We start from the raw sequence: 18,270 nt of genomic DNA on the forward strand, positions 1-18,270 counted from the left end.
GAGGACGGATAATCTTATTGTGACAGAGCAAGCGAGCCCGCGAACAGCGCCTTTGATGGGTATGGAACTGAGCGACATGGAAGCGGCGATCGAGGGACGCTATCCAAAGTTTCGCGCGAAGCAGATTTTCGATGCGCTGTATGCCAAGCGGCAATTGGATCTGAAAGAGGCCAGCGCCCTGCCTGCGGCCTTGCGCAAAGAGTTTCCAACCGGAGCCTTGACCGAGCATTCGCGATTCGATAGCGAAGACGGTACGGTTCGCTACCTGTTGAGTCTCGAAGATGGAAAGACGGTGGAGTCGGTCTTTATGCCCGAGCGGGGCCGCGATACGCTCTGCATCTCTTCGCAAGTGGGTTGCCCGGTCGACTGCAAGTTCTGTCTCACTGCCCTGATGGGGCTGGAGCGAAATCTGACTGCAGGCGAGATTGTCGGGCAGGTGCTGCACATCGCAGCCAAGCATCATCTCGATCCGCATGACCGGCAAATGAACATCGTCATGATGGGCCAGGGCGAGCCGCTGATGAATCTCGATGCGGTGCTCAAGGCGACGCGGCTGTTGGTCGATCCGGCAGGGATCGGGATGACCGAGAAGCGCATCACAGTCTCCACCTCAGGACTGATTCCGAAGATCGAAGAGTTGGGGCAATCGCCGATTCGGCCGAAGCTGGCGATCAGTTTGAATGCTTCCACCGAGGAGCAGCGCGTCGAGCTGATGCCAATCACAAAGAAGTGGCATTTGAAGGATCTGATTGCCGTTTGCCAGGCCTACCCGCTGCGGAGCTGGGAGACGCTGACCTTCGAGTATGTTCTGTTGCGCGGGGTGAACGACAGTGACGCCGACGCGCGCCGGGTGCGCAAGCTGGTGGCGAACATCAAGTGCAAGGTGAATCTGATTGCGCTGAATCCGGGGCCGGGAATTCCGTTCGAGACGCCTGATCCCGAGCGGGTGCTGAGCTTCCAGGAGATTGTCCGCGCCGGCGTTCCGTGCTTTATCCGGAAGCCGCGGGGCCTCGACATCTATGCGGCCTGCGGACAATTGAAGCAGATGACGGAGCATTCCGGGCTGTACAGCATTCACGAGTAGGCTATGGAATCGATCCGTCCGATGCTGCAAGAGGACCTTCCGGCAACGAACGCGATTCTCCAGGCGGCTCATCAAGTCAGCACGAGCTTCACTCCGCTGTTGCGGCGGAATCATGCGCTGACACCAGACTCCTATTGGGTTCTCGAAGAGGACGGCCGCCCGATCGGCGTCGTCGGGTATACCGATTTCGGGAGCTTTGCTCACATCGGACTCATGGCCATTCTGCCCTCACGGCAGTCTCACGGGGCAGGGTCGCGTTTGCTGTCTTTTGCGCTTGGGCAGATGGAAGCACGCGGTTTTCGCTCGATCACGCTGTACTCCACAGATGCCGGGTTAGGTTTTTATTTGCGCCATGGATTCCGATGGGCTGGGCTGAGTCCGGAATGGCAGTTGCGCCGCCGGAATCGCTGGGATTGCCGCATCCGGGTGGAGCGTTGGGAAGAGGCCGCGGAGGTGGCCGGCTTTGACGCCGCGATCTTTGGCGGCGACCGGCAGCGCCTGTTCCGTGCGCTCTTGCTTGAGTTTCCAGGGAGAGGCTTGCTGGTGCGGGATGCGGCCGGACAATGCGCCGGGTTTGCGATAGCGCAATCTGGTGTCATTGGGCCCATGGCGGCGGCGACGCCGGAGATCGCACTGGCGCTGCTGGACGCAGCCTTGGATCTTCCCTTTGAAGCCATGCCGCGGGTTTTGCTCCCAGATGGGCACGCCGCCGGCGAGACGGCATTGCTCCGCCTGGGCTTTGTCCCGGTTCGAGTGTCACGCTATCTCTATCACGGCACGGCTCCCGTACAGCAGCGGGCAAAGATGTACGGACAGGGCGCGTACTCCCTCGGCTAGCCAGGGATTTTCGATCTCTCTCGAAACAGGGCGGCAAAGCGAATCCTCTCCTAAGAGTGAGCAGCGATTCGATGAGATGCTGTCTGGTCTGCAACGGCTCGCAATTCAAGCTCGAGAGTGGCAGACGCTCGGACTTTGTCCGCCAGCAGCCCTCCCAACGCTTCGGCGCTGCACCCGCAAACGATGCGCACGACGTGGAACGCTCCGATGAGAAAGAAAGTTTGTATCGAGACCGACTGCTGGAAGCCCTGGAAGTTGGGTCTTCTGCCGGTGCTTTCCTTCAAGTGGCTGAAGAATGGAACTGGAGGCAGATCGGTGGAGCGCCTGAGGCGATCTTCCCGGGGAACTGCTTTGAGCAATTGGAGGGCCCGCAAGCGGCACTCCGGAGTGCGAGAAAGCCACTGGCTCCTCATGGTCTTCTCGTGATCCGAGTGCCGAATGCGGTGTTCTATCGAAACTGGCGCGCTCACTTACCGCAAGAGGAGCCTCTGGGATTTCCGGCAAATCTGATCTCGCCTGTGATCCGCTTTTGCTTTGAGGGGGTCGCAAGGTATACGGCAAGCTTGCTGGCTGATCTCATTCGAGAACCGGACCACTCCAGCCTGAGGCAACAGAAGACTACGCCTGGTTGGACTGAGAATCTGAATCCTTGGAGCGGCCTTGGATAGAACTAGTATTTCGGGACAATTAGTAATGGGTTGTAACTGTGTTTTAACGTACAAGAAGAAGGAGGAGCTTGGAACGTTACATACAGGGTAAATGTCACAAGAATGAAGCTTTGTCGCTTCTAGAATTTACCTCTGGGTCTTGGAGTTTCAAAAATGAAGTACCGCAGTTTAACTTCGCTTTTACTATTTGCATTTGCAGCATTTGGACTGCATGCTCAGGTACCAGTGAATGATACCGTGACTGTTAATTTCACTTCTCCTGTTCATGTGGGGAGCCGCGTGCTTCCTGCAGGAGAATACACAATTCGTCAGTTATCTACTGGCAGCCAGCCTCGCCTTCTCGAGTTTAGTACCGACAACGGAACGCACTTGCAAACGACCGTTACTACGATTGCTGCCATTGACAATAACAACAATAAAGATACTTCCGTCATTTTGAAACAAAGTGGCGGCGAGTCTTATTTGCATAAGATTTGGATCAAGGGCAAAACTTATGGGTATGAGTTGCCGGTCACAATCAGTCCAACCTCGATGGCCATGACCACAACCCGCACGATGAAATTGACTGGTGACTATACAGCTCCAGAGCCGGTACAGGTTGCGCGGGTAGAGCCCCCTCCTCCAGCGCCAGAACCGGTTCCTGAGCCTGCTCCTGCTCCTCCCGAGCCTGCTCCAGTACCAGCCCCTGCTCCCGAGCCTGTTCAGACCGTAACTCCTCCGATGCCCAAGACTTCTCTCAACTGGGCGAGCCTTGTGGCCGCAGGTGCAGGAATGCTGGCCGCCAGCGGACTTGTTTCGAAACTGCGCCGCCAATAGGAGTTGAGGAGTGTCTTTCAAAGTCCTGTCCCGAATTCTGTTCATTGCGGGCTGTCTTTCGCTGACGGCGGGTTTGACTCTTCTTGGGCTCGCCCAATATGGGCAGTCGGAAGCGCTTCCTCCGCTTGAGGTCCGATCGAGCCTGATTTCTTCTGGCGGTCCAGTTCCAGTCTGGAAAGATTCGGATGCGACAGCTTTTTTGAGCTGCGAACGGCTGCGCGCCAACCGGGTCATTTTCTCGGATGCTGGCGAAAATCTGCTCCGGGGCCCGGTTTGGTTGACGGTGACAGCTCCGCCGGGCAGTGCCGGAAACTTTGTGGTCGCGGCCCACCGCGACACACATTTTCGATTTCTCAAAGATGTCCGGGTGGGGGACATTTTTGAGGTTGATAGTAAGTCAGGCCGCTTTCGCTATCGGGTAAGCGGTCTTCACATTGTGGACCCGAAAAATCGGAATCTACTTGCGCCTCATGAAGGCGGGGTCTTGACGCTCATTACCTGTTATCCATTTTATTACTTAGGGAGCGCCCCCAAGCGCTTCATTGTGAGGGCAGAGCTCATCAAGGATAACAGGAACCGGGCCAGTATTATTTCACCTGTAAAGGTTAGTCCAGGAGAATCTCAATGAAACATATCGCAATGCTGTGGCGAGTTTGTCTCGTCATCTGCACGATTTTTATTATGCAAGCCAATGCGGCACAATCCATCGGAAAATTAATTGGCCGTGTTACTAACGATAGTGGCAATGGCGTGCCCAACGCTGTGGTGCGGCTCCGGTCCGGGGCCGCGGATGTCCAGCGGGCAACAACAGATGCGGATGGCCGTTTTACCTTTTCCAACTTGGCGGAGGGTTCCTATCAAGTGGATGTCGAAACTGGCGGAACCTCGCAGACGGCGCGCCAGCCGCTCGATATCCCAGCGACGGGCAGTACATCGATCGAACTGGTCTTCCAACAAAGTGAGACTGTTTCGACGAGCAGTGGCGTTGGGGAGCTGGAACTCCGGGCCTCCTCGCCCATCTTACAGACAGATTCAGCAGAAGTATCGCGTGCCTATGACACAAGAATGGTGCGCACGCTGCCTCTCCTCGACCGCCAATATCAGGACCTGATCAGCCTGATGCCGGGCATTACTCCTCCTCGGGTGGTGCGAGATCGCGTTCTCGATCCGCAGCGGACGAGAATCTATAACGTCAACGGCACGCCCGATTACGCCAATGCCTACTATCAGGATGGCGCCTACCAGACGGAAGCTTATAGCGCCCGGCCTTCGCGCATTGCTCCCAACGAAAGCGTCCAGCAGATGGCCGTCCGCACGAGCAATTTTAATGCGGAAGAAGGTTTTGCCGGTGGTGCTGCCATCAATCTGACCACTCGTCCGGGTACCAACGGTATCCATGGCAGCGTTTTTGCGATGAATACGAACCGTTTCTTTCAGACGCGGAATCCGCTGAATACCAGCACCTCGGACCCTGGCTTCAATCTGAACCAGTTTGGCGGTTCCATCGGAGGGCCCATCATCAAGGACAAGACTTTCTTCTTCCTCTCCTATGAAGGCTATATGCGGCGGGGATCGGTGCTGCAGATTAACAGCATCCCCACTCCCGACTTTCTGAATGGAAACTTCAATGGCCTAACCGGTGTGACCATCTATGACCCCACCTCGGGAAACAGTTCTGGCGTGGGCCGTGTTCCATTCCCCGGGAATCGAATTCCGCCTTCCAGCCTCAGTCCATTCGCTCGCACCATTTATGGTTATCTTCCAGCTTCCAATCAGCCCGGCTTTGCCAACAATCTGATTGGAGGCGCCGGACTGCGCGAGGATCAGCATCGCATGGACGGAAAGATCGACCATCGTTTCTCGGAGCGTTCGACGGGATTTTTGCGCTATGGCTTTACGCAGGGAGATGTGAATCGCGGTTCTCAACTGGGCGCCCTTGGTGACGCCGCAGATGCCGCACTTCGCAATCATAATGCGGTGATCAGCTACACCCACAGTGTCACCACCAATCTTGCGGGGGAATTGCGGCTTGGCTATTCTCGCTATCGCAATGCAATCAGCCCGGTGAATCTGTCTCCCAACTTGGCTGCCGATCTTGCCCGCTTTGGTTTTGGCGGCGGCTTGCCGCAGATCACCATCGCTGGTTTTGACACCTTAGGCCTCTCGGGGAACTATCCTTCGCGGCCGGTAAACAACACCTACGATGCCTCCACAAACTGGACCTGGCACAATGGCATGCACAATCTGAAGTTCGGCGCTCAAGCCGTTCAGGTGCGTGCGGATGGCTTTGATCCCGGCTTCTTCTCCCCCCGAGGCAGCTTCTATTTTGGTCCCGGTGCGACATCGAATGCGGCCGGTATTGCCGGATTCGGAGCTCAGTCCTTCAATGGATTGGCCGGCTTCCTGACCGGTGCCCCGACCGTGGCTGGAGTATCAAGTTTTATCCAAACTCCGAGCTACCGGCAGTTGCGCACAGCGGCCTATCTCACCGACAGCATCAATCTCTGGAAGATTGTCCACCTCGAACTGGGCGTTCGTTACGACGTCTATTCTCCGGTAGAGACTCGTAGTGCCGGTGGCGGAACGGTCTATGATCCGGTGACGAATCAGATCGCCTACACCGGAATCGGCCGGATCGATTCTGCCCGGAACCAGAAGTACGACCTGAATAATGTCGCTCCCCGGATCGGCATCATCGTTCGTCCCATGTCCCGGCTGGCCTTCCGCGCGGGCTATGGGATTCATTACTTCCCGACGCCTTTTGCTCTTGCCGGTGTGAATCAGACATCGATTGCAGCGCAGAACGGCGTCATCGGAAGTTTTGCAAGCACCAGCTTCACCATTCCGGCAGTCACGCTGCCAAATCTGGCGGGCGGACTGATGCCAGCACCCAATCAGCCGTACTTCTCCCAGTCCAGAAATCTACAAACCCCATATATGCAGACCTACAACTTCACGATCCAGGGCGATCTCGGCAACGGCTTCCTCCTCGATCTGGGCTATGTCGGCAATCTCGGACGGCAGCTTCCGTTCTATCGGGATCTGAATGTTTCGCTGCCGGGAACGGGCCTGGCGGGACTTCCTTTCTCCCCATTTAACCGGACTGCCGGCGTGACCTATGCCAGCACCGGGATGAATAGCAACTACAACGCGGCGCAGGTGAACATGACGAAACGCTTCGGCGCAGGGCTCTCGATGGCCGGCGCTTATGCCTTCGGAAAGGTTCTCGATACCGGGTTTATCCAATCGAATCCGTTCTATACAAAGAACAACTATGGTCCTGCGGACTACGATCGGAAGCATATCCTGTCGGTCAGCCACAATTGGCAACTGCCCTTCGGGCCTGGTTCCACCTTTGCCAAGAGTGGTTGGGCCGCTCAGGTTCTCGGTAGCTGGGAACTGAACGGAATTCTGCGCTGGGCGACGGGAACTCCGTATTCAGTCACCTCGGACCCGACCGGCTGCAATTGCGTTGGACTTTCCTCCGCGCGGGCCAATGTCATCGGTCCGGTCCAGATCAACGGGCAGGCCAGCTTTGACCCTACGCTCTTCTCAAATGTCACTGCGGCGACATACGGCGTTCAGGGACGCAACGTTTTCCGTGGGCCTGACATGTTTACCTATGACGCATCACTCTTCCGGAGCTTCCCGGTTCGGGACAACTACAAGATTGAATTGCGGGCAGAGGCTTATAACGTGACGAACACAACGAATTATGCCAACCCGATCGCGAACTTCTCCAGCCCGGCCTTTGGACGGACGCTGCAGACGCTCGGTGGTCTGGGCGGACGTCAATTCCAAGTGGGCGCCCGGATTCTGTTCTAGAAATAATCCATTCTGGGGGCGCGAGGATTCCTCGGGCCCCTGAATTTTACAGCTGGCGATGGGGAGTCATGCTTCCCAGGCCGGCTGTTTGCTGCGTGCCATGCTGATTTCGCTGGCCTGCGGTTGCTGGTACTGGAACTCTCCCCAGAGGGGGGAGTACGCTACTTCTCGCGAAACCGACTATTTCCTTCATGCAACAAATTTGTGTCCGGCAGACCCTTTATGGGCATGAGCCTAGGACGATTTTCTCCAGAAGCATCTAGACTGCGTCAGCTCGAGGGCTACCGAGTGACTTCACCTGATTTTAATGATGGATCCAAAATGGAAGAACGATCGACGGTGATCGACTCACAAGACCCCAATCTCCCGGAAGAGCTGTTTCCCGGTCAAGAGGATTTACTTGCCCACTTGCCACGGAGCCATTCGGAAAGTTTTCCGAGTGGCAGCATTATTTATGACGCTCACAGCCCGCCTCCCCGACTATATGTGCTCGAAGCCGGACGGATTGCTCTGTCCCGTGTGGAAGGTTCCTCCGTGCTCATCTCGCGGATCTGTTGCGAAGAGGACTTCTTTGGCGAACAATTGCTGGCGAATTTAAGCGGGGAACGGGCCGAAGCCTTAGACCGGGTCCGCGTGATGAGCTGGCCTCTCCCCGTTGTCTTCCGGTTGCTCAACTCGAATCCCAAGTTCGGAATCGGCCTGATTCAGGATTCTGTGCGGCGTTCCATGGAGTTGAAGACTCGCATTCTGGATATGGCGAATCGCTCGATTCGCAGCCGGATCGCGATTGCCCTACTCGATTTCGCCAGCAACGAGAAGATGATGGTCGAGCGTCCGGGACGAATCGATTGCATCCCGCATCGCCTCCTGGCCCGCTATGTCGGCACTTCGCGAGAAATTATCACCCACTCGCTGAACTTCTTCCGGCGCCAGCAACTGATTACCTATTCCCGAAAGTTCATGGATATCGACATCAATGCGCTCCGCGCCTATCTTCACAGTGAAGAGCATCGCGAACGGCATGTCGACCACCAGGAAGTTGCTTAGCGAACCGGCCTAGACCAGCGCGGCAATGCAGTCGATTTCAACCATGACGTCCCGGGGCAGCTTAGCCGCCTGGATGGTGGCTCTTGCGGGGGCGTCGATGGGAAAGTAACGGGCGTAGATCTCGTTTACTTTTGCGAAGTCGTTCATGTCGCGAACGAAAATACCGACCTTGAGCACGGTCCCAAAGCTGGCGCCGCTGGCTTGGAGAACTGCGCCGAGGTTTTCAAGAACGCGAACGGTTTGTTCCTCAATGCCGCCCTCCACGATTTGCCCGCTGCTGGGGTCGAGAGGAATCTGTCCGCTGAGGTAGGCCACCCCGTTGTGGACAATGGCCTGGGAGTAAGGCCCAATTGCTTTGGGCGCCTTGTCTGTGGAAATGACTGTTCTCATCGATCGGCTCCTAAAACTGTAGGGTACCGACAAGATCGCGAACGTGGGCAATCTTTTCTTCGGCACAGAATTGTTCCAATTCTGCCGCGATGCGCGCCGGAGCTTGCGGATCCCAGAACGTGGCGGTGCCCACCTCGACGGCGCTCGCTCCGGCAATGAGGAATTCCGCTGCATCCTCGCCGCTGGCAATGCCACCGAGGCCAATTACGGGGATTTTCACTGCCTTTGCGGCCTCATGGACCAGCCGCAAGGCGATGGGCTTGATGGCAGGTCCACTGAGGCCGGCGAAACCGGCTCCAATCCGGGGCCGACGGCTTCGGGCATCGATCGCCAAGGAGATGACCGTATTGACCAGCGAGAGGGCGTCGGCTCCGGCCTCCTCCGCGGCGCGGGCAATGGGTTCGATTTTCGCGACATTCGGAGAAAGTTTCACGATGAGCGGGCGGCGCGTCAGTTTCCGCAGGTCTCCAACCAGGGTCGCAAGCAATACCGGATCGGCCGAGAAGAAGATTCCGCCGTGTTTTGTATTCGGACAAGAGACATTCAGCTCATAGGCCGCGATTCCGGGAGCATCCTCAAGAGCGCGGATGACCTCGGCATAGTCTTCGGGGGCATAACCGAAGACGTTGGCGAAGATTTTGGTACGGTAGCGCGCCAGCGGGGGGAGCTTTTCGCGGATAAACTCATGCACACCAATGTTTTGGAGTCCAATCGAGTTCATCATGCCGCTGGCCGTTTCCCAGAGGCGCGGAGGTCGGTTTCCGGCAATGGGCTCGCGGCTGAGTCCTTTGACAACGATTCCGCCAATGCGATTGAGGTCGACGATTGTAGCGAACTCGATGCCGTAGGCGAAGGTGCCGGAGGCGGCGAGAATGGGGTTTTCGAGTGGAATCCCGCACAACTCAGTGGCAAGGCGGGAGAAAGAAGCCATCTGAAGGCAGTCTAGCAGAGGGACGAATTGAGCCTTCGGGTGTCTCTGGCGTAAGGTTTTTGACTCATGGGACTTCAGGGCATAACGTGCCAGACTAAAACTGCCGAAATACCTTAGAAGGCCGGGAAGAGTGGTTCCGGTCCCGCAAACCGTGCGTAAAAGTCCGAAATTCCGGTCGCTGGCCACCAAGTTCTCGATGTTCACATCGTTTTTGGTGGGTTGGATCCTGCTGGTGAACGTCGGCTACGACGTACACAATAACATGTTCGATTTGGGCAAAGGTCTGCTCATGTGCACCATTTTATTGATGGTGGCCCTCACAATCGGACGATTTACGGTCACCCTCATGGCCAAACCGCTCGAGAATCTGGCAAACGGCATGAAGCGGGTGCAGAACGGGCAGCTCGAAAAGATTATAGTGAGCCGGACTGGCGACGAAATCCAGTTTGTCGGTGAAGTCTTCAACGAGACAATCCAGGCCTTAAAAGAGCGGGATCTGCAGATTGCTGAGCATCGCGAGATGCTGGAGGCGCGGATCCAGCAGCGCACCGAAGCGCTCCGCGAGGCGATGGAGCGGGCACTGGCCGCCAGTCAGGCCAAGAGTGAGTTTCTCGCCAATATGTCGCATGAGTTGCGCACGCCGATGAATGGCATTTTAGGCATGCTTGACGTCGTGCTCGAGAGCTCCTTGAGCGGTGAGCAACGGGAAGAATTGGAAACCGCGCAACGTTGCGCCCACTCCTTGCTGGCGCTCCTCAATGACATTCTTGACCTCTCCAAGATTGAGAGCGGGAAGATGGGGCTCGAAAAGATTCCGTTCCAACTGAAGTCGGTGATTCAGGAAGCGATTAAGACGCACCAGGGCCGCGCGCGGCAGAAGCGTGTGGATTTGACGGCTGAAGTCAGTTTTGAGGTTCCGGATACGGTTTATGGCGATCCGATGCGGCTGCGGCAGGTGCTGGGCAATCTTCTGAGCAACGCAATCAAATTTACAGAAAACGGCTATGTGAAGGTGGTGCTGCGGGTGGTGCCCGGCAGCAAAGATGGCAAAGACGGCAAAACGGAGTTCGATCTGATTGTCGAGGACACCGGGGTCGGCATTCCGGTAGACAAGCTGGACAAAATCTTCGACAAATTCACCCAGGCCGACGGGAGCATTACTCGCCGTTTTGGCGGGACTGGTTTAGGGCTGACGATCACCAGACGGCTGGTGGAGATGTTCGGTGGCCGGATCTGGGTGGAGAGTGTGGAGGGCAAGGGCAGCAAGTTCTTCGTTCGCCTGCCCTTTGAAGTGGCGGCCAACCCCAGGCGGAGAGACGTCGATACGAAGGCGAGCGGCGGCGAGGTTGTGTCTGTAGACGGGAGAGCGCCTCAGATTTTGCTGGTTGAGGACAACGCAGTGAACCAGAAGGTGGTGCTCGCGATCCTCACCAAGCGTGGTTTTCAGGTCCAGGTGGCGAGCAATGGACTCGAAGCGCTGGCAGCGGTGCAGCGGAATCGCTTCGATCTGGTGCTCATGGATGTCCAGATGCCCTATCTCGATGGCATTGAGGCAACCCGGAAGATTCGCGAAGAACTCGCCTTCCGGAGGTTGCCGATCATTGCGATGACGGCTCACGCCATGACTGGAGACCGGGAACGCTGTCTCGAAGCGGGGATGAATGATTATGTGTCGAAGCCTGTGAATCCGACGACGCTGGTGCACACTATCACGCGTTATATCGATGCTGCCTTTGAGCCTGGAACGGCGGCCGTGCCGATTCCGGCAAAGATTGCTGTCGCTCCGATTCCGGATGTCGCACCCTTGCAGGCTATTGATCGACGGCTTGCGGCGCATTTGACCGACAACGACAGCGGCTTGTTCCAGGGAATGTTGCTGTTGTTTTTACAGATGGCTCCGGAACGGCTGGAGAAAATCCAGACGGCGATCTCGCGGCAGGATCGCGTGGCGGTGGAGCGCGAAGTGCGGAAGATTCGGGGCGCGGCGGAACGCATCGCCGCAGTCAGTGTTGCCGAGAGTGCCATGCGTCTGATGGAGGCGGTGCAATCGGCGCATCACGAGGAAGTGCAATCGAGCCTGTTGGCGCTGGAATCGCAAATCCAGCGTCTTTCCCGGCATGCGGTGGAGGGAAACGACAGTAGCGTGCCTTTGGAGCTTAAGGCGTCCTAGCTGCTTCTACTCGCTCGGGGTCGTTTAGATGATCATCTAGACCCGCTCAAAATCTTTCCCACCTGCCGCAGGACTTTGCCGCTTGACGTTGGCACCACATAGCTCCAGCACTTCTCCCCGGCATGCGGTGGAGGGAACGGCAGCAGCGTGCCTTGGGAGCTTCAGACATCTTCGCCTTCGCTACTCGCTCGCGGCTGTCTGGACATCGTCCAGACCGGCTCAAGATCTTTCCACTCTGCCTGGATGTTGCTGCAGCAAGACGGATCACATGCTTGCCGTAGCGCCAAGCCCGCAGAAAAATGGGCCCATTGCTTTCGCCTGCTGGGCCCTGCAGGCGAAAGCAATCGCAGTTCACGACCTCATCGATTCCACTGCCAGACGCCACTTGAACTGATCGCAAAAGTAGAAGCATTACGCCGCCAACGCTGGTCGGGTTGTCGGATCGCTCGCCACACCCAACTGAGCCGGGCCGCGGTCAGCCGCATTCTGCGTCATCTCAGGCTGAACCGCCGGAAGCATCTGGATCCCCCGGTTCCGGTCCAGCGCTATGAGCACGATCGGCTTGGGGACTTACTCCACTTGGACATCAAGAAGCTTGGCCGCATTGTCAGACCGTCCCATCGAGTCACCGGGAATCGCTGCGACTCGGGGAATGGCGCAGGTTGGGAGTACGTTCCCGTCGCCATCGACGATCATTCACGAATTGCCTTTTCCGCCATCGGGTTCCTGCATGCGGCTCTGGCCTACTATGCGCAATTCGGAATCCAGTTCCCGACCATCCTCACCGACAACGGAGCCGCCTATCGATCCAAGTCCTTTGCCATTGCCTGTCGCGATCTTGGGATCAAGCATCGCTTCACAAAACCCGACACCCAAGGCCGAAGGCTTCCTTCAAACAGCTCTCAGAGAATGGGCTGATGTACGGTCTTACCAAGATTCCGCGGACCGATTCCGGGCTCTTGCACCCTGTCGCCCCCATCAGCAGTCCCTATTTGAGAGGAATCACCTGTTGAGACCCCACCCCGCGGCTCCGTCAAGATCATTTCAGTTGGCCTGGATGTTGCTGGCCGTAGGAGGCCCACCTGCTTGCTACAGCATTTTGCCGCGCTGGGGCGTTGGAATCGCGCAAATCCAGTGTCTTTTCTGGCATGTGATGGAAAGGAACGGCAACAGCGTCCCTTTGATACCTACTGCTGTCTTATAGACCGTCCAGACCCGCTCAAAATCTTTCCAGCCTGTTTGGAGGTGACCGACCGCAAGATCACCCGCTTCCCAGCAACATTTTGTCACTTCAATGCAGGCGTTGGTATCACAGATCGAGCGTTCTCCTGGCGGAATGGCAGCAGCGTCCCTTTGACGTTTCAGGCGTCTTCGCTGCCGCCATTTCACTTGCGGTTGTCTGGATCATCGTCCAGACCTCCTCAAGATCGCTCCAGTTGGTCTGGATGTTGCCAACGGCGAGACGGATCACCTGCTTGCCGTTGAGCAGGTTCGGAGACAGTAGCACTTTGCCGCTTTGATTCAGGCGCTGAAGCAGCTCCAGATTCAGCGCGTCAGAGTGACGGTGGCGAAAGACGACCAACGAAAAGTGAACAGGCGCGGAGACTTCGTAGTCCGGATGGGCGGCGATTGCCGCCGCCAGGCGCTTGGCGTTCTCGATCTGTTGGTGAATCAGGTCTGCCAGGCGCTTGCGTCCATAGCTGCGCATGGTGAACCAGAGCTTTAAGGAACGGAAGCGCCGGCCAAGCGGCAATCCATACTCATTGAAATTGAGCGCACGCGGGTTCTCTTCGGTGCGGAGGTATTCGGGAACCAACGAGAAGGCATCGCGAAGCCATTCCCGATTGCGGCAATAGAAGACGCTGAGGTCCATCGGGACAAACAGCCACTTGTGTGGGTTGATGACGATGGAATCGGCTTCGTCCGCGCCGTCGAGCACCCAGCGATAGTTTTCATGGATCGCCGTGCTGCCGCCATAGGCGCAATCGACATGGACCCACATCTCGTGCTCGCGGGCGATGGCAAGCACCGTGCGCACCGGATCAATGCTGGCGACGCTTGTCGTTCCCACGGTCGGAATCACGCAAAAGGGCACTTTCCCGTTTGCCAGATCGGCGCGAATCGCCGCGGCGAGCAGATCGGGGCGGAGGCTAAAGTTTTCGTCCACCTCGATCAGCCGGATGTTTTCTCGGGCAATACCGGCAGCGAGTGCTCCTTTCTCGATAGAACTATGCGCATGCTTGCTGGCATAAAGCGTCAGTGAATCGTTTGCGCTTGCGTGGCCCTTGCGTACCCGGGCGGCAACGATGGCGTGGAAGGTGCTTGTCGACGCCGTATCGAGGATTTGCCCAAACCACATGGGCGAGAGACCAAGCCATTGGCGGAGCCAGTCGAGCGTAACCTGTTCGAGCTCTGTCGCGGCAGGCGAGGACTTCCAGAGCATGGCGTTCGGGTTGAGTGCGGCGGCGAGGAGTTCGGCAAGAATACCTTCCGGGGGGGAAGAATTTGCGAAATAACCCAGGAAGCGAGGATGGTTCCACTGGGTGTTGCGCGGGACGATTTCGCGCTCAAAGTCATCGAGAATGTTTTCGAAAGGTTCGGGATCTTCGGGGCCGGAGGCGGGGAGGGCGTCAATCAGAGAACCCGGTTCTGTGTCAGGCAGAACCGGGTAGTCTCGTGTGTTTTGAAGATAGTGCGCAATCCAATCGATTGCCGCGTAGCCGTAAGTGCGGAACTCGTCGGGACTCATTCTCCCTTAGCATCGCTCAAAACTTGAGGGAGCCAGTCGAGGAACCAGCCGCGGTAGGCATCGAGCGGCGAGTCGCCGAGCCAGCTCAAATCGGGGCGGGCCGGGAGCTTGCGGAGCCGGGCCGCTTCTTCGATTCCAACTGGGGTGGGGAACTGGTCCAGCCAGGAGATGAGTTCGCTGAGCCGTTGGGCGAGGATGGCTTCGCGTGCGGTATTGCCACTGCTGACGGCTGCGTCGAGCGCGCAGATCAGTTCCGGAACCGCAGCGGCACAGCCGCTGACGACGCCGGCGCTGCCTTCCTTGCGGGAGATGCAGAGCGCGTTGTCATTGCCCACCAGGCGGGTGGCGCCAGTGTCCTTGAGGGCGCGGAGATACTCGGGTTTGCCCGAGGAATCTTTGATGCCAGAGTAGAGGCCGCTTTTCAGGAGGCGCTCTGAGACTTCTACCGGAATTTCAGCTGTAAAGAAGGGAATGTTGTACAAATAGAGCGGCAAGTGCTGGGCAGCCTTCTCACCGACGCGGAGAAAGAATGCTTCGAGTTGTGCCGGGGTGTAGCGGAAATAATAAGGTGGCAACACGAGCGCAAGGGCGGCGCCAGAGGCCGCGGCGTGCTCGCAGAGGTGAATGGTGACGTCGAGAGTGGAGTGAGAAACGCCCACTGCCACGGGTTTACTGCTGCGTTTGATGCCGAAACTGATTAATTTCTCGCGCTCTTCAATGTCGAAATGGAGGAAATTGCCAGTGGTGCCCAAAAGGGTGATCCCCTGGGCCTGGGAGGCGTTCAGGAAGTCAATCATTTCAAGGGCTGCGCCGAGATCGATATTGTTTGTACGCTCGCGGTAGGGAGTGATGGCCGCAGCGAAGACGCCGCTAGGCGGGGTATGATGATGAGCGAAAGACCGAGACATGGAGTATCCCAATTTATCGCAGTCGCTGAAGGACCGGCGTGCTTTTCTCACCGCCGGCGCATTCACGATTGTGCGGCCCGAATTGATCCGCGGGTCCGGGCCCGAAAAACTCAAGGCTGGTCTCGTGGGTGTCGGTGGGCGTGGACGGCAAGCGGTTGCAGACATGCTCAATGCCGACCCCAATATCGAACTGATTGCGATGGGGGATGTCTTCGAGGATAAGCTCGAGTCGAATCTGGCCTGGCTGAAGGATCAGAATCGTTTTCCAAAGACGCATGACCGGGTCAAAGTGGATGCCGAACACCGTTTTACCGGTTTCGATGCCTACCAGAAGGTGATTGGGAGTGGGGTCGATGTTGTGATGCTTTGCACGCCTCCCGGCTATCGGCCGATGCACTTTGAGGCGGCTGTGGAAGCGGGCAAGCATGTGTTCTGCGAGAAGCCCTTTGGCACCGATCCGGTCGGGGTGCGGCGCTTTCTTGCAGCAGCCAAAAAAAGCGAAGAAAAGAAGCTGACTGTCGTGAGCGGAGCGCAGCGGCGCTTCCAGCGCGAATACGTCGAAACGGTGGAGAAGATCCAGAGCGGTGGCATTGGCGAGATTCGTGCCGCCTACGCCTACTGGGTGGGGACACCGGTCATCCAGATGCCGAAGGGCCGCGAGCCCAAGTGGGGCGACATGAGCTGGCAGCAGCGCAACTGGTACAGCTATGTCTGGATCGGTGGCGATCAAATTGTCGAACAGCACATCCACAACATCGATGTCATCAACTGGGTGATGGGCACGCATCCCGTGCGGGTGGTGGCCACCGGTGGCGCGGCCTGGCGTCCGAAAGATGATGTTTATGGCAACATTTACGACCACATTGCTGCCGATTTTGAATATCCCAATGGCGTTCGCCTTTCCAGCTATTGCCGCCAGTTTCCCAAGGGACTCTACACGAATGTCAGTGAATTGATCATCGGCGCCAAGGGCAAGAGCAATTGCCGCGACATGGGCGCGAAAGATATCAATCCCTATGTTGCCGAGCACGTGGCATTGGCGAAGAGCATTCGTGGCGATGGGCCCTATATCAATCATGCGACTGCTGTAGCGGAAAGCACGATGACCTGCATCATGGCGCGCGAGAGCGCCTATAGCGGCGAAGCGCTGAGCTGGGAGCAAATCATGAATTCCCAACTCGATTTGAGCCCCAAAGAGTTTGGCTATGACGTGAAAATGAGCGTGCCTCCTCTTCCCGTACCGGGCCAGTACAAATTTCTCTAGCATGGCCTTGGATCTGGACCGGGGCCGCTTTCGTGGCGCATTGATGGGCATTGCGGCTGCGGATTCTGAGGCGGATGGACGTTGGGGCGCCGATACTTCACTGGCGCTCTGCATGGCGGAAAGTGTGATCGCCTGCCGCGGCGTCGATTTGCGGGATCTGATGGATCGCTACCTGCGCTGGTACCGGCGCGGGTATTGGTCCAGCCGGGGCTATTGCTTTGGGATTGACGAGGGGCAGAAAGAAGCGCTGGAGCGTTTTGAGAGGACGGGGGAGATCGAGGCCTTACCGTCCCTGCAATGGTTGGTTGCGCCTGTTGTTTTGCGTTACGCCGCGGATCGGGATGCGGCCTTGGTGGGGGTTGCGGCGCTAGGGGCGTCACCGGACATCGCAAAAGAGTTTTGGAAGCGGCTCACAGTGGCAGAGCCTTTCGATGCCGGCATCACATTCGTCGAAGCTATTGCAGGACAGGGGGCCTCGGCGGGCCAGATGGCTGGAGTCTCTCTGGGGATCAGAGCGATCCCTCCGGAGTGGCGCGAGCGCTGTTATCGCGCGGCGGAGATCATTGGAATCGCGGATCGGATCTACGATCTGGTGCGGGCCACCTGATCGGTAGGGGAGGCGTCCTCTTTGGCATCCGACAGGCGGCGTGGATCCAGCAAATGCATGGGTTTGAACTGCTTGGCTGTCCAGCGATAACCGGGGTCAAATTCAACGCCTAAAAAATATCCAATATCTTTAAATACGCAATAGCGAACCCGCCCCTGCAGAGTCCCTTTTTCATGGGTGATCTTCACCATGCTCTGCAGCGGAACATCTTCTTCCATCTGCAAACAGGCGCCAGACAGGGAGATATCCTCCAGGTTGGCCACGGCCACATGCTCTTCGCCGGCTTTATCCCGCCATTCAATTTTCACTAGATCCGCACACAACATGCGCGGGTTGACTCGCCGATCTTGCATTTCTAGAGTGCCTTTTCCCTTTGTACTGATTCTATCGGTCAGACGGTGGCCCTAAATTATGAACGAAGTTTCAAAAAATGCCCTAGATGGATTTAGGTAGTTCTGAGGCTTTTAGTCTAAGGTATTGAGTCCGGGTCATCAGGGAGTGTTTCGGATCCAGGGCACGATCGATCGCAAGAATCCCATCCAGATGATCGATCTCATGTTGGAGCAATTCCGCGAAATCGTCCGTTGCCACAAGCTCGCTTGTTGAAGCATCCGGACACTGGTAGCGCAGGTGCAGGGACTTGCTTCGCTCCAGATGGACCATCAGATTGGGAAAGCTGAAACAGTCGTCCCACATTTGGAAGTGTTCTTCGCTCCGCGACAGAATGACGGGATTGAGAATTTCGTAAGATTGCCCGGCGATTTCGATGTAGATCACGCGTTGCGGAATACCGATTTGGATGGCGGCGATGCCACGCCCAAAGCCGTGGGTGCGCTGGAACTCGTGCAAGGTGTCGCGCAGGTCGATAAGGGTCGTAAACGCCTCCGCCGGGTGCGTCACTTCGCGGGAGACCTTGCGGAGCAGCGGGTCGCCGAGTTCGTGGATGCGCCGGATCGGCATACTTGAGAATAAAC

General features: G+C 57.2%; 16 protein-coding genes and 1 pseudogene. 11 read left to right on the forward strand and 6 right to left on the reverse strand.

The features are described 5' to 3' along the window. Nucleotides 1–19 precede the first annotated feature (19 nt). From rlmN to M017_RS0109445, 7 genes are all read left to right on the forward strand, one after another. Nucleotides 20–1,084, forward strand: coding sequence for a dual-specificity RNA methyltransferase RlmN (rlmN, locus tag M017_RS0109415; protein WP_238325848.1), 1,065 nt, complete (start codon nucleotides 20–22; stop codon nucleotides 1,082–1,084). A 3-nt stretch (nucleotides 1,085–1,087) separates the two neighbouring features. Beyond that, nucleotides 1,088–1,921 (forward strand): GNAT family N-acetyltransferase, encoded by an 834-nt coding sequence (locus tag M017_RS27540; protein ID WP_031497609.1) that lies wholly within the window; start codon nucleotides 1,088–1,090, stop codon nucleotides 1,919–1,921. 71 nt (nucleotides 1,922–1,992) lie between these two features. Further along, a complete protein-coding gene (locus M017_RS0109425; RefSeq protein ID WP_155121328.1) occupies nucleotides 1,993–2,589 on the forward strand; it encodes a hypothetical protein in 597 nt (198 codons plus the stop codon). 153 nt (nucleotides 2,590–2,742) lie between these two features. After that, nucleotides 2,743–3,405 (forward strand): hypothetical protein, encoded by a 663-nt coding sequence (locus M017_RS29930; protein ID WP_202901632.1) that lies wholly within the window; start codon nucleotides 2,743–2,745, stop codon nucleotides 3,403–3,405. Between the two features lie 10 nt (nucleotides 3,406–3,415). Beyond that, complete coding sequence (locus tag M017_RS27545; protein ID WP_051669743.1) at nucleotides 3,416–4,033, forward strand: class D sortase; 618 nt, start codon at nucleotides 3,416–3,418, stop codon at nucleotides 4,031–4,033. After that, nucleotides 4,030–7,230, forward strand: coding sequence for a TonB-dependent receptor (locus M017_RS0109440; RefSeq protein WP_035957749.1), 3,201 nt, complete (start codon nucleotides 4,030–4,032; stop codon nucleotides 7,228–7,230). The genes M017_RS27545 and M017_RS0109440 overlap by 4 nt, the downstream gene beginning before the upstream one ends. A gap of 321 nt (nucleotides 7,231–7,551) precedes the next feature. After that, the gene (locus tag M017_RS0109445) at nucleotides 7,552–8,277 is read left to right on the forward strand and encodes a Crp/Fnr family transcriptional regulator (RefSeq protein WP_031497614.1); all 726 of its coding nucleotides are present in this window, start codon (nucleotides 7,552–7,554) and stop codon (nucleotides 8,275–8,277) included. Between the two features lie 9 nt (nucleotides 8,278–8,286). On the opposite strand, the gene M017_RS0109450 is transcribed toward M017_RS0109445, so the two are convergent. Beyond that, nucleotides 8,287–8,667 (reverse strand): RidA family protein, encoded by a 381-nt coding sequence (locus M017_RS0109450; RefSeq protein WP_031497615.1) that lies wholly within the window; start codon nucleotides 8,665–8,667, stop codon nucleotides 8,287–8,289. A gap of 10 nt (nucleotides 8,668–8,677) precedes the next feature. Further along, nucleotides 8,678–9,598: a dihydroorotate dehydrogenase gene (locus tag M017_RS0109455; RefSeq protein ID WP_031497616.1), complete on the reverse strand. Its 921-nt coding sequence runs from the start codon at nucleotides 9,596–9,598 to the stop codon at nucleotides 8,678–8,680. Between the two features lie 151 nt (nucleotides 9,599–9,749). Between M017_RS0109455 and M017_RS0109460 the strand changes: the two genes are divergently transcribed. Both M017_RS0109460 and M017_RS30865 read left to right on the forward strand, forming a co-directional pair. Continuing rightward, nucleotides 9,750–11,768 (forward strand): ATP-binding protein, encoded by a 2,019-nt coding sequence (locus M017_RS0109460; protein WP_155121330.1) that lies wholly within the window; start codon nucleotides 9,750–9,752, stop codon nucleotides 11,766–11,768. Between the two features lie 513 nt (nucleotides 11,769–12,281). Beyond that, nucleotides 12,282–12,717 (forward strand): annotated as a pseudogene (locus M017_RS30865) (transposase family protein); the annotation flags it as partial. 360 nt (nucleotides 12,718–13,077) lie between these two features. Here M017_RS30865 and M017_RS0109470 read toward each other — a convergent pair. Both M017_RS0109470 and M017_RS0109475 read right to left on the reverse strand, forming a co-directional pair. Then, on the reverse strand, nucleotides 13,078–14,517 hold the full coding sequence (locus M017_RS0109470; protein WP_051669749.1) for a pyridoxal phosphate-dependent decarboxylase family protein: 1,440 nt from the start codon (nucleotides 14,515–14,517) through the stop codon (nucleotides 13,078–13,080). Then, entirely contained in the window at nucleotides 14,514–15,425 is a 912-nt protein-coding gene (locus M017_RS0109475; RefSeq protein ID WP_031497619.1) for a dihydrodipicolinate synthase family protein, read from the reverse strand. The genes M017_RS0109470 and M017_RS0109475 overlap by 4 nt, the downstream gene beginning before the upstream one ends. Here M017_RS0109475 and M017_RS0109480 point away from each other — a divergent pair. Both M017_RS0109480 and M017_RS27550 read left to right on the forward strand, forming a co-directional pair. Continuing rightward, entirely contained in the window at nucleotides 15,424–16,689 is a 1,266-nt protein-coding gene (locus M017_RS0109480; protein ID WP_031497620.1) for a Gfo/Idh/MocA family protein, read from the forward strand. The genes M017_RS0109475 and M017_RS0109480 overlap by 2 nt on opposite strands. 1 nt (nucleotide 16,690) lies before the next feature. Beyond that, nucleotides 16,691–17,296: an ADP-ribosylglycohydrolase family protein gene (locus M017_RS27550; protein ID WP_031497621.1), complete on the forward strand. Its 606-nt coding sequence runs from the start codon at nucleotides 16,691–16,693 to the stop codon at nucleotides 17,294–17,296. Here the strand turns inward: M017_RS27550 and M017_RS0109490 are convergent. Beyond that, entirely contained in the window at nucleotides 17,272–17,649 is a 378-nt protein-coding gene (locus tag M017_RS0109490) for a PilZ domain-containing protein (RefSeq protein ID WP_080507604.1), read from the reverse strand. The two genes, M017_RS27550 and M017_RS0109490, sit on opposite strands and share 25 nt — an antisense overlap. A gap of 82 nt (nucleotides 17,650–17,731) precedes the next feature. Further along, nucleotides 17,732–18,256: a peptide deformylase gene (locus tag M017_RS29675; RefSeq protein ID WP_031497623.1), complete on the reverse strand. Its 525-nt coding sequence runs from the start codon at nucleotides 18,254–18,256 to the stop codon at nucleotides 17,732–17,734. Nucleotides 18,257–18,270 lie beyond the last annotated feature (14 nt).

It is taken from the genome of Bryobacter aggregatus MPL3 (genome assembly GCF_000702445.1).
Classification (GTDB): Bacteria; Acidobacteriota; Terriglobia; order Bryobacterales; family Bryobacteraceae; genus Bryobacter; species Bryobacter aggregatus.

Bases quoted from the DNA above. Each gene is read 5' to 3' on its own strand.
- M017_RS27540 (WP_031497609.1), top strand. From the start codon at position 1,088: ATGGAATCGATCCGTCCGATGCTGCAAGAGGACCTTCCGGCAACGAAC.
- M017_RS0109425 (WP_155121328.1), top strand. From the start codon at position 1,993: ATGAGATGCTGTCTGGTCTGCAACGGCTCGCAATTCAAGCTCGAGAGT.
- M017_RS29930 (WP_202901632.1), top strand. From the start codon at position 2,743: ATGAAGTACCGCAGTTTAACTTCGCTTTTACTATTTGCATTTGCAGCA.
- M017_RS0109440 (WP_035957749.1), top strand. From the start codon at position 4,030: ATGAAACATATCGCAATGCTGTGGCGAGTTTGTCTCGTCATCTGCACG.
- M017_RS0109445 (WP_031497614.1), top strand. From the start codon at position 7,552: ATGGAAGAACGATCGACGGTGATCGACTCACAAGACCCCAATCTCCCG.
- M017_RS0109450 (WP_031497615.1), bottom strand. From the start codon at position 8,667: ATGAGAACAGTCATTTCCACAGACAAGGCGCCCAAAGCAATTGGGCCT.
- M017_RS0109455 (WP_031497616.1), bottom strand. From the start codon at position 9,598: ATGGCTTCTTTCTCCCGCCTTGCCACTGAGTTGTGCGGGATTCCACTC.
- M017_RS0109470 (WP_051669749.1), bottom strand. From the start codon at position 14,517: ATGAGTCCCGACGAGTTCCGCACTTACGGCTACGCGGCAATCGATTGG.
- M017_RS0109480 (WP_031497620.1), top strand. From the start codon at position 15,424: ATGGAGTATCCCAATTTATCGCAGTCGCTGAAGGACCGGCGTGCTTTT.
- M017_RS0109475 (WP_031497619.1), bottom strand. From the start codon at position 15,425: ATGTCTCGGTCTTTCGCTCATCATCATACCCCGCCTAGCGGCGTCTTC.
- M017_RS27550 (WP_031497621.1), top strand. From the start codon at position 16,691: ATGGCCTTGGATCTGGACCGGGGCCGCTTTCGTGGCGCATTGATGGGC.
- M017_RS0109490 (WP_080507604.1), bottom strand. From the start codon at position 17,649: ATGCAAGATCGGCGAGTCAACCCGCGCATGTTGTGTGCGGATCTAGTG.
- M017_RS29675 (WP_031497623.1), bottom strand. From the start codon at position 18,256: ATGCCGATCCGGCGCATCCACGAACTCGGCGACCCGCTGCTCCGCAAG.